Raw genomic sequence first — 13515 nt, forward strand, 5'->3', positions numbered from 1 at the left:
TATGAGCAGCTACAGTGCCGAGCAGGATGATCTGCTGAAGCGATTGCGCCGTATCGAAGGTCAAGTGTCCGGGATATCCCGGATGGTCGCGGACGACCGCTACTGCATCGATGTCCTCACCCAGGTCTCTGCAGCCACCAAAGCGCTGCAGTCGGTCTCGCTGAAACTGCTCGATGCTCACCTCGCCGGATGTGTCGTCGAGGCCGCGAGGCAGGGCGGTCCCGAGGCGGACGCAAAAGTGAAAGAGGCATCCGAGGCCATCGCGCGCCTCGTACGTTCCTGACGAGAAGAGAGGAAACCCGCATGCAGACGACATATTCGGTCGAGGGCATGACGTGCGCACACTGTGCAGCGTCGGTGAAAGAAGAAGTTTCGGAGATCGCAGGTGTGATCGGCGTCGATGTCGATGTGGCTGCCGGATCCGTCGTCGTGAGCAGTGATTCGGCTCTCGATACCGCAGTGGTGGACGCCGCCATCTCGGAGGCCGGGTACCGACTCGCGTCCTGATTCGGCGTGACCTTCTGACTGTGTTTAATATCGTGTGATACCGGTCATATCGGACCGATCGCGGATTGTCGTCAGGAGAGTGCATGAACAAGCTGGTGTCCAGTTCCGGAGTGCTCGCCGCCAGCGTCTTTCTGACGCTGGCATGTTCGACGGGCGCAACGGCCCAGTCCGATCCGCTTCCGAATCTGACGGTCACCACCGTGCTGGACGGCCTCGCGAAACCATGGGATGTGGTGGTCGCTCCGGACGGCACGGTCCTGACGGGGGAACGTTCCGGGCGGTTCGTGATTCGCGACGTCGACGGGGTCACCCGTGAGCTGGACGCGGATCTGGGCGATCTCTATGCGTCGGGCGAGACCGGTCTGATGGGCATCGAGCTGGCGACCGACTTCGAGACATCCAGAACGATCTACACGTGCCAAGGTGTGCAGGGTGGCGGCGCAGGCACCGGTAGTGCCGGGACCGGAAGCGCGGGCGGCGGTGGCAGTGACAACCACATCGCTGTCGTCTCGTGGACCGTGGACCCGGCATGGACCGCTCTGACACGCACCGGCACGCTGATCGACGACATTCCCGTCGCCGACGGTGGCCGACACGGTGGCTGCCGAATCCTGGCTCATCCCGACGGCACGCTGTACATCGGCACCGGGGACACCGCGAGCCCTAGCGTTCCCCAGGATCGGAACTCGCTGGGCGGCAAGGTGTTGCATGTCGACGCAGATGGCACTGCCGCCGCGGGTTCGCCGGATCGCATCTTCACGCTCGGCCACCGCAACGTGCAGGGTTTGGCGATCCGTCCCGGAACCGATCAGATCTACGAGGTGGAGCAGGGGACGAGCCGAGACGACGAACTGAATCTGCTGGTGCCCGGCGGCAACTACGGCTACCGCCCCGATCGACTCCCGGTGATCTACGACGAATCGGTGCCGATGACCGATCCGACCCGGGTGCCCGGTGCACGTGCAGCAGTCTGGAGTTCGGGCAGCCCCACGATCGCGACGCCCGGCCTGACCTTCGCCAACGGAGCGGGATGGGGTTCCTGGAACGGGGCTGCGGTGGTGTCGAGTCAGCAGGGCGAGAAGCTCCTGTTTCTCAAGCTGTCCGAGGACGGCACCGAGTACGTCGACGAAGCGGATGCGTTGGTCGGCGCGTATGGGCGTCTGCGTTCGCTCACCAGCTTCGGTGACGACGGAGCTTTTCTGCTCACCACCGACAACGGATCCGACGACAAGGTTCTGCTCGTCACTCCCGCTGCCGGCTGATGTGTGGCCTCGAGGTAATCGAGGCAGTACACCGCAGAATTGGCCGTAGGGCGCTGTTCGGATCGTAGGGCGCTGTTCGGATCGTTGGGCGCTGCCGCGCTGACGGTCGCGGCGAGCGCAACCGTGCGCGCCGAACCTGTTGTCACTCCGGATGTTCCGTCAGGCCGACCGATCGACCTGACGCACACCCTGAGTTCGATATTTCCGATGTTTCCGGTGTGGCCCGGTAACGAACCGTTCTCGATGCGTCCGGTCGCGGCCTACGAGTTCGGCGGATTCTCGGTCGACGAGCTCTCGTACTGGGAGCACACCAGCACGCACCTCGACGCCCCGGCTCACCGCTCGTCGTCGTGGACACGCTCAGCCTCGACCGGATGGGCGACCGCCGATACCCCGCCCACACTGCAGTTCTCGGTGCTGGTCGGTATGGGGTCGAAGCGCTCGCCGATCTCGATGCGGTGCCGCCGGCAGGGGCGACGGTCGTCGTCGGCGCACCGAAGCACGCGGGCGCGACCGGCGGCCCCTGCCGGGTGTTCGCGATAGCCCCCTAGTTCGATCCGGTCACGTGTCAGTTCGCGTGACTGGGGTTGCCGGCAGGTTCTTCCTCGGCGCCTGCTCCTGGATCACCCAGCATCGCCGCACCGACCAACGCGTCGGGAATTCCGAAGCCGTCGACGAGCAATTCCGCGTGCGGACGCAACGACCGGCACCGCTCGTTGATGGCGCGCGTGACTGCCTTGGACCGCTCGGTGGACAGGTAGCGATGCTCGATGAACCACGCCTTGTCCTTGTCGATCACCGACAGTGCATACAGATCGCAGACCTCTTCCAGCAGTTCCCTGGTGGTGGCGTCTTCGCACGATTCGATGCCGGCGATGAAGGCCTCGAAGACGATGCGATCGATGTGGGCACTCGCTGCATGCAGCACGTGATCCTGCACCGCGTTGAACGCCTCGAACGAGCTGGTCTCTTTGGATTTGGACTGCAAGCGGCGAGCGACGGTGGAGAGTAGGTACTCCTCACGATCCTCGAACATCTTGACCTGAGTACCGCGGTTGAACAGCGAGCCCTCTTCCTCGTTGTCCTGGCGTCGGTCGAGGATGGTCTGCATGATCGCCTGTGCCGCAGTGCGTTTGACCACTCGGTCGCCGACCATATCGGCAGCGAACTTGACCCACTCGACCGGGCTCATCGACTTCACGTCGTCGGCGTACGCGGTGAGCAGTTCCTTGGCCACCAGCTGGGTGAGCACATGATTGTCGCCCTCGAACGTGGTGAACACATCCGTATCGGCCTTGAGCGAGATCAATCGGTTCTCTGCAAGATAGCCTGCGCCGCCGCATGCTTCACGGGCCTCCTGGATCGCGGCGGTCGCATGCCAGGTGTTCGCGGCCTTGAGTCCTGCAGCCCTGGCTTCGAGCTCGCGCTGCTCTTCTGCATCGGGGCTGTCCGCGGTCTGCAGCTCGTGCATCTTCGACACGAGCTCGTTCTGCGCGAACTGCAGGGCGTAGGACTTGGCGATCAGCGGGAACAGCCGACGCTGATGCACCAGGTAGTCCATGATCAGGACTTCCTGCTCGGAATCGGGTGCGGCGAACTGCCTGCGCTGCAACGCGTATCGCGTCGCGATGTCGAGGGCCACGCGGGCCGCGGCGGCGGCACTGCCGCCGACCGTGACGCGTCCGCGGATCAACGTACCGAGCATCGTGAAGAATCGGCGGGACTTGTTCTCGATAGGGGACGAATACGTACCGTCTTCGGAGACGTCGGCGTACTTGTTGAGCAAGTTGTCTCGTGGGATACGGACGTGGTCGAACATGAGGCGGCCGTTGTCGACGCCGGGGAGCCCGCCCTTGTACTGGCAGTCCGAGGTGGTGACACCGGGCAGATCGGCACCGTCCTCGTCGCGCAGCGGAACGAAGAAGCAGTGCACGCCATGGCCTTCGGGCTCCTGGCCCGGACCTGCAGTGATGAGCTGGGCGAACACGGCTGCGACCGTCGCGGTTTCGGCGGCACCGCCGATGTAGTCCTTACGCGAAGACGGCGTGGGGGAGTTGATGACGAACTCGTCCGTCTTCGAATCGTAGGTGGCCGTGGTCTCGAGCGATTGCACGTCGCTTCCGTGGCCGGTCTCGGTCATGGCGAAGCAGCCGAGCAAATCGAGACTGATTATCTTGGGGACGTAGGCCTCGTGGTGCCGTTCGGTGCCGAGATTTTCGATAGCCCCACCGAACAGTCCCCACTGGACGCCGGCCTTGACCATCAACGACAGGTCGCTCATCGCGAGCATCTCGATCATCGTCACCGCTGCGCCGACATCGCCGGTACCGCCGTGTTCTTTCTTGAAGCCGTCCTCGGCAGCACCTGCGGCGGCGAGAAGCTCGAGTTGTTCGCGCGCTTTGGTGCGGGCGATGACGGTGTTCGGCGTGTAGTGCGGACGGAACTCGTCGCGCGTGAGTTGCTTGCGCGCTTCGTTCTTCACATCTCGCCAGCGGCCGTCCAGAGTGTTCCGAAGGTGATCCGTTGTGGTTGCCATACTCGACGGTAACCTTTTGCGGCCGCCTGTGAGAGCCGGAAAGTCAGACCGGCCAGACGAATTCTTTGAACACTGCTCGGCAGGTACGCCAGAAGCCCGATTCTGCGTCCGGCCCGTCATGAAGCAGGGACGCCCAGTTGTCCTGCAGCGCCCGGTCCATCAGTGGGCTGAAGTCGGTGAACTCGCCGATCAGGAACTCTTCGAAGCCCGTCGGCCAGGCGTACCGGGCTTGTTCGTGTTCTTCCTCCACGACTGCGAGTGTAACGTACCGGTAACACGGACGTTACAAATCTCACTCACTCGAGCAGTGCGAACGACTCCTGGGCAACGAGCGATGCGTAGCTGGTCGGAATCAGATCTATCGCGCCGTCGGCACGGAACTGCTCGGTGACGATCCAGTCCCGACCGGACGCATCGGTGGCCAGGAACACCCCGGCCAGGTCGCCGGGAGCATTGCCGCCCTTGAACCCCGAATACGGCCACAGTGCCGCGTCGAGCTGCACGCCCGGAGCGATCGCCAGGATGCGGCGGTTCTCCTTCGCTGCCGGGCCGGAAGCCAGATACCCCATCGCAGCACAGACGTCCTGTGCATTGGCGAACCATTCCACTCCATCGGCCGACGCCGGATTGTCGAGAAAATTCTCGAAGTCGATCTCGAGCGGTCGCGCGTCTGCTCGCTGGAGTAGCTCGACCCGAGTTCCCGGGTCTGCGTCGGCCCACTCGGACCGCATGTTGGGATCTCCGAACCCGATGACGAAGAACTGGCGGGTGTCCATCATCGGCGTCATGACAGCCGGATCGTGATGCCCCATGACGCTCAGTTGGCGTTCGACCCGTTCGCGGCCGAGGCGTTTCATCAGCAGATCCGTTGCGGTGTTGTCGGACAACGAGATCATCTTCTCGGCGGCCTCCCGAACCGACACCGCCGCACCGTCGGGCAGATTCTGCAGCTCACCTGACGGCGCGCTCTTGGTCGCATCACGGACGATGAGCTGCTCGTCCCATTCGACCGTTCCTGCCTGGATCTCGTCGGTGAGCGCGCCGAGGACATACAGCTTGAACACCGACCCCAACGGGAGCACGATGTCGGCGTTGGTGGAGTAGACGGCCTCGCACTCACCGCCGTTGAGGCGAGACGCGCTGTAGGAGTAATTCGGGGCCACCCTCGACAGCGCCCCGTCGAGTTCGTCGAACGACAAGATCTCGGGGGTGTCGGGTCTGGCCAGAAACCCGTTCAGCGCGCCGTCGGTTCCGATCGAGGTCGAGATCGTGGCGGGAATGCCCGCGGTGGTGAAGCTGAGTACTCCGCCTGCGGGACCGAACTCGAAGCCGGTGGCCACATTCGGTCGTCCGGCACGCAATTGTTCGAGTGGGGTGACGAGTCCGCCGAGTGGTTCGACGGCCGCCGCCAGCTCGGGGCCCGTGACAGCCCTCACCGCAGCCGGATCGGGCGCGTCGTCCCCGTTGATCCATTGCAGAATCCGGTCGTTGAGTGCCCCGACAGGAGTTGAGGTGTCGACGGTGAAGGCCGGTGCCGCGGTGGTCGTGGGCGTGGGTGCTGTGGCAGTGCCCGCACAAGCGGAGAGTGTCAGGGTTGCCGCCAGGACAACGCCGGCGAGTCTCGTCGTGGTGCACGGCGTCATCATGCTTGCGATGTTAACGGATTCGGACATTTCGCCTGCAAGGGTGAGTGGCCGGAGCCGCTGGGTCGTCGCGACGGTTCGAGTCGATCGCCTGCATCCCCGAGGGGTGGACGCGGCTTTCGGAGTGTTTACCGGTGCTTTGCTCGGGTACCTGACAACGAACGTGTGCCGTCTCGGCGCTCGAAACAGTCGGGAGTCAAATCATGAGTACCACCGTGTTGATCGTCGTCGTCGTAGTAATCCTCGTCGTTGTGGCCGTCGCCATCGCCCTTGCGGTGTCGCGAAAGAGCAAGGAGCGAAAGAGGTCGGAAGCGAACGATCTCCGCGAGAAGGCCGCCGATCAGTCGGCGATCGTGGAGGAGCGTGAACTGCTTGCCCGCGAAAGCGAGGCAAAGGCACGTCGCGCCCAGGCTGAGGCCGATGTCAAAGCGGCCGAGGCCGAAAAACTTGCTCAGCAGGCCCAGTCTCATCAGGGAGTTGCCGCAGCATCACGCGACGAAGTGGACTCGCAGTTCGAGCGCGCCAACGAGATCGATCCGGACGTCAAGCGCGATCGAAACATGACCGGTGATCGTAGTGCGACCGGTGACCGGCATATGACCGGCGACCGGGACGTCGTGGGCGACACGGATCGGACCGGCGCCAAAGATGGGATTGCCGACCGGAATGCGACCGGCGACCGGGACGTCGTGGGCGACACGCATCGGACCGGCGGCACGGATCGGACCGGCGGCACGGAACGGATCGATGACCGGAACGCGACACATGACCGGACCGTGGAAGAAGAATCGGCCGTGACCGACACCAAGGATGTGCCCCCGACGGCACATCGGCGCGAGAGCTAATCCTTCGATCTGTGCGGTAGCTCGAGTTCGACGACGTCATGCTCGCCCATATCCGGCCGCTCGTCGGTGATCTTCGCCTTGGCGTACGACAGCAAGGTGGACACCTTCGATCCCGGGGTAGACCAGTACTCCGCTCCCTCGGCGGCAACGTGGATCAACGCCACCTCACGGGAATCGGGATTCTTCTCGAACCACGCGGCGGCCCGGCTGTTCCACAGCTCTTCGGCCTTGGCGTTGTTCTCGACAACGGCGGCGTGGCCCGACAGCGACACCCACCCCTGACCGGACTGGAACGAGACGTTCACGGTGGCATTGGCGGCGATGTCTCCCACTTTGCGGGAGTCCTGAGCGGCGAAGAACCACAGGTCGCCGTCGAACTCGGCCTCTTGTAGTGCCATCGGCCGAGAGATGAGGTGACCGTCTCGGCCGACGGTGGTGAACATGCAGAGCCCGGCCTCGGACATCAATTCGGCGACTTTGGCGACGCCATCGGTACTGGTATCAGTGTTTGTCATCGAAACGAATTACCCTTGCCGGAATCGTTCAATCGTCAACGTCTCCGATTCCTTGTTTCCGACAATTATTACGCCCTGTAGTTGGTGATTTCGCAGAACCTGGGACACTGGAAGTCGTGACTGTCTCCCTCGGCGACGACGCCCCCGTATCGGCCCAACTGTTCGCCCGTGCAAGTGCTGTGATTCCCGGCGGCGTCAACTCGCCGGTACGGGCATTCGCATCGGTCGGCGGCACCCCTCGCTTCATCACGCAGGCCAGCGGATACACGATGACCGACGCCGACGGAAAGTCCTACGTCGACCTCATTTCATCCTGGGGTCCGATGATCCACGGACACGCCCACCCGGCCATCGTCGAGGCCGTCCAGAAGGCCGCCGCGACAGGGCTGTCGTTCGGCGCACCGACGGAGCGAGAAATCGAACTCGCCGAGGAAATCGTGCGCCGCGTAGGCCCTGTCGACCAGGTTCGCCTTGTGAATTCGGGCACAGAGGCCACGATGAGCGCGGTACGCCTGGCCCGTGGATTCACCGGACGCACCAAGATCTTGAAATTCTCCGGCTGCTACCACGGTCACGTCGACGCCCTGCTCGCCGACGCCGGATCGGGGCTGGCCACCTTCGGGCTCCCGACCTCACCCGGAGTCACCGGCGCACAGGCGTCGGACACCATCGTCGTTCCCTACAACGACCTCGCGGCCGTCTCCGCGGTATTCGACGCGAACCCCGGCGAGATCGCCTGCATCATCACCGAAGCGGCGGCAGGGAACATGGGCGCAATTGCGCCGGTCACCGGCTTCAACGAGGGGCTGCGCCGACTGGCGACCGAGCACGGCGCGCTGCTGATCATGGACGAAGTGATGACCGGATTCCGCGTCAGCGCCGCCGGTTGGTACGGCATCGACGGCGTCGCAGGCGACCTCTACACCTTCGGCAAGGTCATGTCCGGGGGACTACCCGCCGCGGCGTTCGGCGGTCGTGCAGACGTGATGGCCTACCTCGCGCCGGCCGGGCCGGTGTACCAGGCGGGAACCCTGAGCGGTAACCCCGTTGCCGTCGCCGCCGGTTTGACGAGCCTGCAACTGGCCGACGCGACCGTCTACGAGAGGCTGCAGACCAACTCGCAGCAGCTCGGAACACTGCTCGGCGACGCCCTCACCGCCGAAGGCGTCACCCATCAGGTGCAGTTCGCGGGCACTATGGTGAGTGTGTTCTTCGCAGATGGACCCGTCACCGATTACGCGCAGGCCAAAGCCGCGCAGACGTGGCGATACCCGGCGTTCTTCCACGCATTTCTCTCGCGTGGCGTCTACCCGCCGCCGAGCGCATTCGAGGCCTGGTTCGTCTCCGCCGCTCTCGACGACCGTGCGTTCGAGATCATCGCCGACGCTGCCCCGGCCGCTGCGAAGGCCGCGGCCGCTGCCACGGCTCCCCAGTGACGTCTACACAGCACTGATCACCTACCGACTACCGAGAAACAGGACCCCGACGTGACCGAGGCCCCCGCAACACATCCGCACTCGACGACGCGCACCATCGTGCACGTCCTCCGGCACGGCGAGGTGCACAACCCGAAGGGCATCCTCTACGGGCGGCTGCCGGGCTTCAAACTGTCGGTCACCGGCCAGGCCCAAGCCAAGTCTGTTGCGGATGCACTCGCCGGCCACGACATCACCCACGTCGTGGCCTCCCCACTGCTGCGTGCGCAGGAGACCGCCGGGCCTATTGCAGCGGCTCACGGACTGACGATCGCCGAAGACGAGAACCTCATCGAAGCCGGCAACGAGTTCGAAGGTCTGCGCGTGGCAGTGGGGGACGGAGCGCTGCGCCGACCCCGGCACTGGTGGAAGCTGCGCGATCCGTTCACGCCGTCCTGGGGAGAGCCGTACCTGCAGATCGCGCACCGTATGCTCGCGGCCGTCAACGCGGCCCGCGTCGAGGCCGTCGGGCACGAAGCCGTCTGCGTCAGCCACCAGCTCCCGGTCTGGACGCTGCGCCGCTTCCTTCAGGGCGACCGGCTCTGGCACGACCCGCGCAACCGTCAATGCGGACTCGCGTCGCTGACCTCGCTGGTCTACGAGGGCGACCAGCTCGTCGATCTCGTCTACTCCGAGCCTGCAGGAGCGTCCGATCCGAGGATCACCGGTGCGTAAATTCGTCCTGGCCGTCTGCGCCGCTGCTCTCGTGGCGGGATGCGCGACCGGTACCGACGCGGTGGCTCAGGGAGGGACATTCCAGTTCGTCTCCCCGGGCGGAAAGACAGACATCTTCTACGATCCGCCGTCCGAACGCGGTGCGCTCGGAGAACTGTCCGGCCCCGACCTGATGACCGAGAACAAGACCACCTCGCTGTCGGACTACGACGGTGACGTCGTCGTCCTCAACGTCTGGGGCCAATGGTGCGGTCCGTGCCGCGGCGAAGCCGACGATCTCGAAAAGGTCTACGAGGCCACCAAGTCCTCCGGGGTCGAATTTCTCGGCATCAACGTGCGTGACGAGTCGAAGACCGCCGCTCAGGATTTCGTCATCAGCAACAACGTGAGCTACTCGTCGATCTACGACCCGCCGATGCGCACCCTGACCGCGCTCGGCGGTGTCCCCACCTCCGTCATTCCGACGACCATCGTGCTCGACCGGCAGCACCGCGTTGCCGCGGTGTTCTTGCGTGAGTTGCTTGCCGAGGATTTGCAGCCCGTCGTCGAACGCGTGGCAGCCGAGGAGCCAGTGCAGCAGTGAACGAGATCCACCTTGCCGGGATAGGCGCGAGTTTCCAGGAAGCGGCGGCCTCCGGGCCACTGTTCCTGGCCCTCGGAGCCTGCGTCCTGGCCGGGCTCGTCTCGTTCGCGTCGCCGTGCGTCGTGCCCCTGGTACCGGGTTATCTGTCCTATCTCGCCGGAGTCGTCGGAGCCGACGCCCCGGCCGTCAGTGCTGATGAGGCCGCCGTCAAGACGAAGATACGCAGCGGCAGGTTGCGGGTGGCGGGAGCCGCGGGACTGTTCGTACTCGGATTCACCGTGGTGTTCGTTCTTGCCACGGCGTCGGTGTTCGGGGCGATCTCCGTACTGGCGATCAACCGAGAGCTGCTCATGCGCATCGGCGGGGTCGTCACCATCGCCATGGGGCTGGTGTTCGTCGGACTGATCCCCGCCCTGCAGCGCGACGTCCGGTTCGAGCCCAAGCAGATCGGCTCACTCGCTGGAGCACCACTGCTCGGCGGAGTGTTCGCACTCGGGTGGACCCCGTGCCTCGGGCCGACACTCGCCGGCGTCATCTCCCTAGCCGCAGGCACCGACGGTGCCACGGCAGCGCGCGGTGTCACCCTCATCGTGGCCTACTGCCTCGGCCTCGGCTTGCCGTTCGTGATCCTCGCGTTCGGTTCGGTCAGCGCGCTGCGAGGCGTCGGTTGGCTGCGTACCCACGCACGACAGATACAGGTGTTCGGCGGAATCATGTTGATAGCGGTAGGAATTGCACTGGTCACCGGTGCTTGGGATCAGTTCGTCGGATGGGTGCGCGACGCCTTCGTCTCCGATGTGGTGTTGCCGATATGACCGTCGACACCGAAGAGCGCACCGAAGCGTCGCCGCCGCGCAAGCAGTCGGTGCTGGGCAGGGGAGTGGCCCTGGTCCGCAATACCTGGCGCGGCCTGACCAGCATGCGGACGGCACTGGTACTGCTGTTCCTGCTGGCGTTCGCCGCGGTGCCCGGTGCACTGGTGCCGCAGCGCAGCCTCAACGCAGGCAAAGTCGACCAATACATCGCCGACCGTCCGACCCTCGGCCCGATCATGGACAAGCTCGAGCTGTTCGACGTATTCGGCAGCTTCTGGTTCACCGCGATCTACGCACTGCTGTTCATCTCGCTGATCGGCTGCATCCTGCCGCGCTGCATCGAGCACGGCAAGCAGTTGCGCACCAAACCTGTCCGCGCACCCCGCAACCTTTCACGCCTGCCGCATCACACTCGCTACGACGTCGACGGAACGCCCGAGGAGATCGCGGCGCAGGTGCGTGCCCAGCTACGCGGCTGGCGGGTTGCCCAGCGATCCGAGGACAGCGGAGCAGTCACGCTGTCGGCGGAGAAGGGTTACGTGCGTGAACTCGGCAACCTGATATTCCACCTCTCACTCGTCGGGCTGCTCGCCGCAATCGCCATGGGCAAACTGCTCGGTTACGAGGGCAACCGAATCGTCATCGCCGACGACGGACCAGGATTCTGCACTTCGACCCCCGCCAACTACGACTCGTTCCGCGCAGGCAACCTCGTCGACGGCACCGATCTCGAACCACTGTGCTTGCGAGTCAAGGACTTCCAGGCCGACTACCTCGACACCGGCCAGGCCGAGATGTTCACCTCCAACATCGCGTACCAGGCCGGTGACGACCTGAAAAACGACGTCTGGCGCGACGACCAGCTCCAGGTCAACCATCCGCTTCGCGTCGCCGGAGACCGCGTCTACCTCCAGGGCCACGGCTACGCACCGACGTTCACCGTCACGTTCCCGAACGGTGAAACCCGTACCGAAACCATCCAATGGCAGCCGACGGACGCCACGACATTCCTGTCGAGTGGAGTGCTGCGCGTCGACCCGCCCGGCGGCCTCTACCCCGACGCATCGGACCGGCGGAAGAACCAGATCGCCATCGAAGGACTGTTCGCGCCGACGGCGTCGTTCCACGGCACCTTGCTGTCCTCGAGTTTCCCGGCTATGAACGACCCCGCCGTCGCCGTCGACATCTACCAGGGCGACACCGGACTCGACACCGGACTACCGCAGAACATCTTCTCGCTCGATCAGGAAATGGTCGCCCAGGGACGCCTCGTCAAGCAGGATCGCGTCAACCTGATGCCCGGAGAATCCGCGACACTGAGCGACGGAACCGTCGTCACGTTCGACGGAGCGAAGGAATTCGTCAACCTTCAGGTCTCGCACGACCCGGCCCAGACCTGGGTGCTGGTCTTCGCACTGACGATGATGGGCGGACTGCTCGTCTCACTGGTGATCAAGCGACGCAGAATCTGGGTCCGACTCACCGCCGACACACAGGCACGACGTACTGTAGTAGACCTCGGCGGACTTGCACGCACCGATCAGGCGGGGTGGGGCGAAGAGTTCGACCGCCTGTGCACACGCCTGCTCGGCGATACCTCGAAACAGGAGAACTGACCGATGCCGATCAACGAGACTCTCTCCCAGTACAGCGACTGGTCGTTCGAATCCGCGTTCACCATCTATGTGCTCGCGTTCGTCCTGCTCATCGCCCAATACGCCTCCGCCAAGGCCACAGCCGTTCAGGCGAAGGAGCTCGTCGGTGCCGGAGCCCCCGTTGTCGAGACCCGCCCAGGGCTCGTCGCGCAGGCTCCGAAGCGCCCGCTCTCCGATCGACTCGCAGGGATGGGTTTCGCGCTGCTCGCTCCCGCGCTCGCACTGCACATCACCGCGGTCGTGCTCCGCGGGTTCGCCACCCACCGATTCCCGCTCGGCAACATGTACGAGTTCGTCACCATGGCAACCGCAGCCGCAGCGCTGACCTCCGTCGTCGCACTGCGTAAGACGTCGATGCGTCCGATGCTGGTGTTCGTCCTCGCCCCGATCATCGTGCTGATGTTCTTTGCCGCCACCAAGCTCTACGCCGACGCCGCACCTGTCGTCCCCGCGCTGCGCTCCTACTGGCTGCCCATCCACGTCACCATCGTCAGCGTCGGCAGCGGCATTCTCATGGTCTCCGGAGTGGCGAGCCTGCTGTTCCTGCTGCGGATCAAGCAGCCCATCGGCGAGGAAAGCAGTGGGTTCTGGGGCAAGTTCGCCGCCAAGCTGCCCGACGCCCAAGCCCTCGACCGACTCGCCTACAAGACGACGATCGTCGCCTTTCCGCTCTTCGGAGCCGGAGTCATCCTCGGCGCAATCTGGGCAGAAGCCGCGTGGGGACGCTTCTGGGGCTGGGACCCCAAAGAGACGATGTCGTTCATCACCTGGATCATCTACGCCGCATACCTACACGCCCGCGCCACCTCCGGATGGCGCAACACCCGCGCCGCCTGGATCAACGCTGCCGGATTCACCGCCATGCTGTTCAACCTCTTCATCATCAACATGGTCGTCTCGGGACTGCACAGCTACGCGGGCCTGAACTAGGACAGACGACAGGCCCCAGGACTTCACACTCGCATCCCAGGGTTGTTCCGCAGACTCCACGCACGTATCTCAGA

Annotated in this window: 15 protein-coding genes and 1 pseudogene; 12 read left to right on the forward strand and 4 right to left on the reverse strand. The window is 64.5% G+C overall.

Annotated features, from left to right (window positions below):
* Nucleotide 1 precedes the first annotated feature (1 nt).
* The 5 genes and pseudogenes from RHODMAR_RS09195 (at nt 2) to RHODMAR_RS29580 (ending at nt 2320) form a co-directional block, all read left to right on the forward strand.
* Entirely contained in the window at nt 2-283 is a 282-nt protein-coding gene (locus RHODMAR_RS09195) for a metal-sensitive transcriptional regulator (protein ID WP_008713691.1), read from the forward strand.
* A 20-nt stretch (nt 284-303) separates the two neighbouring features.
* Entirely contained in the window at nt 304-507 is a 204-nt protein-coding gene (locus RHODMAR_RS09200) for a heavy-metal-associated domain-containing protein (RefSeq protein WP_008713692.1), read from the forward strand.
* An 83-nt stretch (nt 508-590) separates the two neighbouring features.
* Nucleotides 591-1769: a PQQ-dependent sugar dehydrogenase gene (locus tag RHODMAR_RS09205; protein WP_008713694.1), complete on the forward strand. Its 1179-nt coding sequence runs from the start codon at nt 591-593 to the stop codon at nt 1767-1769.
* Nucleotides 1770-1976: 207 nt separating this feature from the next.
* Nucleotides 1977-2063, forward strand: a pseudogene (locus RHODMAR_RS29575) (hypothetical protein); the annotation flags it as partial.
* 56 nt (nt 2064-2119) lie between these two features.
* Nucleotides 2120-2320 carry a hypothetical protein gene (locus RHODMAR_RS29580; protein WP_008713696.1) on the forward strand — a complete coding sequence of 67 codons (201 nt, stop codon included), beginning with the start codon at nt 2120-2122 and terminating at the stop codon, nt 2318-2320.
* A 17-nt stretch (nt 2321-2337) separates the two neighbouring features.
* Here the strand turns inward: RHODMAR_RS29580 and RHODMAR_RS09215 are convergent, their stop codons facing one another.
* The 3 genes from RHODMAR_RS09215 to RHODMAR_RS26925 are packed head-to-tail and all read right to left on the reverse strand — an operon-like array spanning nt 2338 to nt 5951.
* On the reverse strand, nt 2338-4305 hold the full coding sequence (locus RHODMAR_RS09215; RefSeq protein WP_008713698.1) for an acyl-CoA dehydrogenase family protein: 1968 nt from the start codon (nt 4303-4305) through the stop codon (nt 2338-2340).
* A 43-nt stretch (nt 4306-4348) separates the two neighbouring features.
* Nucleotides 4349-4555 carry a hypothetical protein gene (locus RHODMAR_RS09220; protein ID WP_008713699.1) on the reverse strand — a complete coding sequence of 69 codons (207 nt, stop codon included), beginning with the start codon at nt 4553-4555 and terminating at the stop codon, nt 4349-4351.
* A 46-nt stretch (nt 4556-4601) separates the two neighbouring features.
* Nucleotides 4602-5951 (reverse strand): serine hydrolase, encoded by a 1350-nt coding sequence (locus tag RHODMAR_RS26925; RefSeq protein ID WP_051047908.1) that lies wholly within the window; start codon nt 5949-5951, stop codon nt 4602-4604.
* Nucleotides 5952-6151: 200 nt separating this feature from the next.
* Between RHODMAR_RS26925 and RHODMAR_RS26930 the strand changes: the two genes are divergently transcribed.
* Nucleotides 6152-6793, forward strand: a complete 642-nt coding sequence (locus RHODMAR_RS26930; RefSeq protein ID WP_008713704.1) for a Pericardin like protein — start codon at nt 6152-6154, stop codon at nt 6791-6793.
* Here RHODMAR_RS26930 and RHODMAR_RS09235 read toward each other — a convergent pair.
* Nucleotides 6790-7308: a pyridoxamine 5'-phosphate oxidase family protein gene (locus tag RHODMAR_RS09235; RefSeq protein ID WP_008713705.1), complete on the reverse strand. Its 519-nt coding sequence runs from the start codon at nt 7306-7308 to the stop codon at nt 6790-6792. The two genes, RHODMAR_RS26930 and RHODMAR_RS09235, sit on opposite strands and share 4 nt — an antisense overlap.
* A gap of 116 nt (nt 7309-7424) precedes the next feature.
* Here RHODMAR_RS09235 and hemL point away from each other — a divergent pair, with 116 nt between their 5' ends.
* Genes hemL through ccsB form a run of 6 tightly spaced genes read left to right on the forward strand, consistent with a single transcriptional unit; the run spans nt 7425 to nt 13441 of the window.
* Nucleotides 7425-8744 carry a glutamate-1-semialdehyde 2,1-aminomutase gene (gene hemL, locus RHODMAR_RS09240; protein WP_008713707.1) on the forward strand — a complete coding sequence of 440 codons (1320 nt, stop codon included), beginning with the start codon at nt 7425-7427 and terminating at the stop codon, nt 8742-8744.
* Nucleotides 8745-8795: 51 nt separating this feature from the next.
* Nucleotides 8796-9458: a histidine phosphatase family protein gene (locus RHODMAR_RS09245; protein WP_008713709.1), complete on the forward strand. Its 663-nt coding sequence runs from the start codon at nt 8796-8798 to the stop codon at nt 9456-9458.
* Entirely contained in the window at nt 9451-10041 is a 591-nt protein-coding gene (locus RHODMAR_RS09250) for a TlpA disulfide reductase family protein (RefSeq protein WP_008713712.1), read from the forward strand. The genes RHODMAR_RS09245 and RHODMAR_RS09250 overlap by 8 nt, the downstream gene beginning before the upstream one ends.
* On the forward strand, nt 10038-10856 hold the full coding sequence (locus RHODMAR_RS09255) for a cytochrome c biogenesis CcdA family protein (protein ID WP_008713713.1): 819 nt from the start codon (nt 10038-10040) through the stop codon (nt 10854-10856). Before RHODMAR_RS09250 ends, RHODMAR_RS09255 begins: the two co-directional genes overlap by 4 nt.
* On the forward strand, nt 10853-12472 hold the full coding sequence (gene resB / locus RHODMAR_RS09260; protein WP_008713715.1) for a cytochrome c biogenesis protein ResB: 1620 nt from the start codon (nt 10853-10855) through the stop codon (nt 12470-12472). The genes RHODMAR_RS09255 and resB overlap by 4 nt, the downstream gene beginning before the upstream one ends.
* A 3-nt stretch (nt 12473-12475) precedes the next feature.
* Entirely contained in the window at nt 12476-13441 is a 966-nt protein-coding gene (ccsB, locus tag RHODMAR_RS09265) for a c-type cytochrome biogenesis protein CcsB (RefSeq protein ID WP_008713717.1), read from the forward strand.
* The last annotated feature ends 74 nt before the right edge of the window (nt 13442-13515 follow it).

It is taken from the genome of Rhodococcus sp. AW25M09, assembly GCF_000333955.1.
In the GTDB taxonomy this organism is placed as follows: domain Bacteria; phylum Actinomycetota; class Actinomycetes; order Mycobacteriales; family Mycobacteriaceae; genus Rhodococcoides.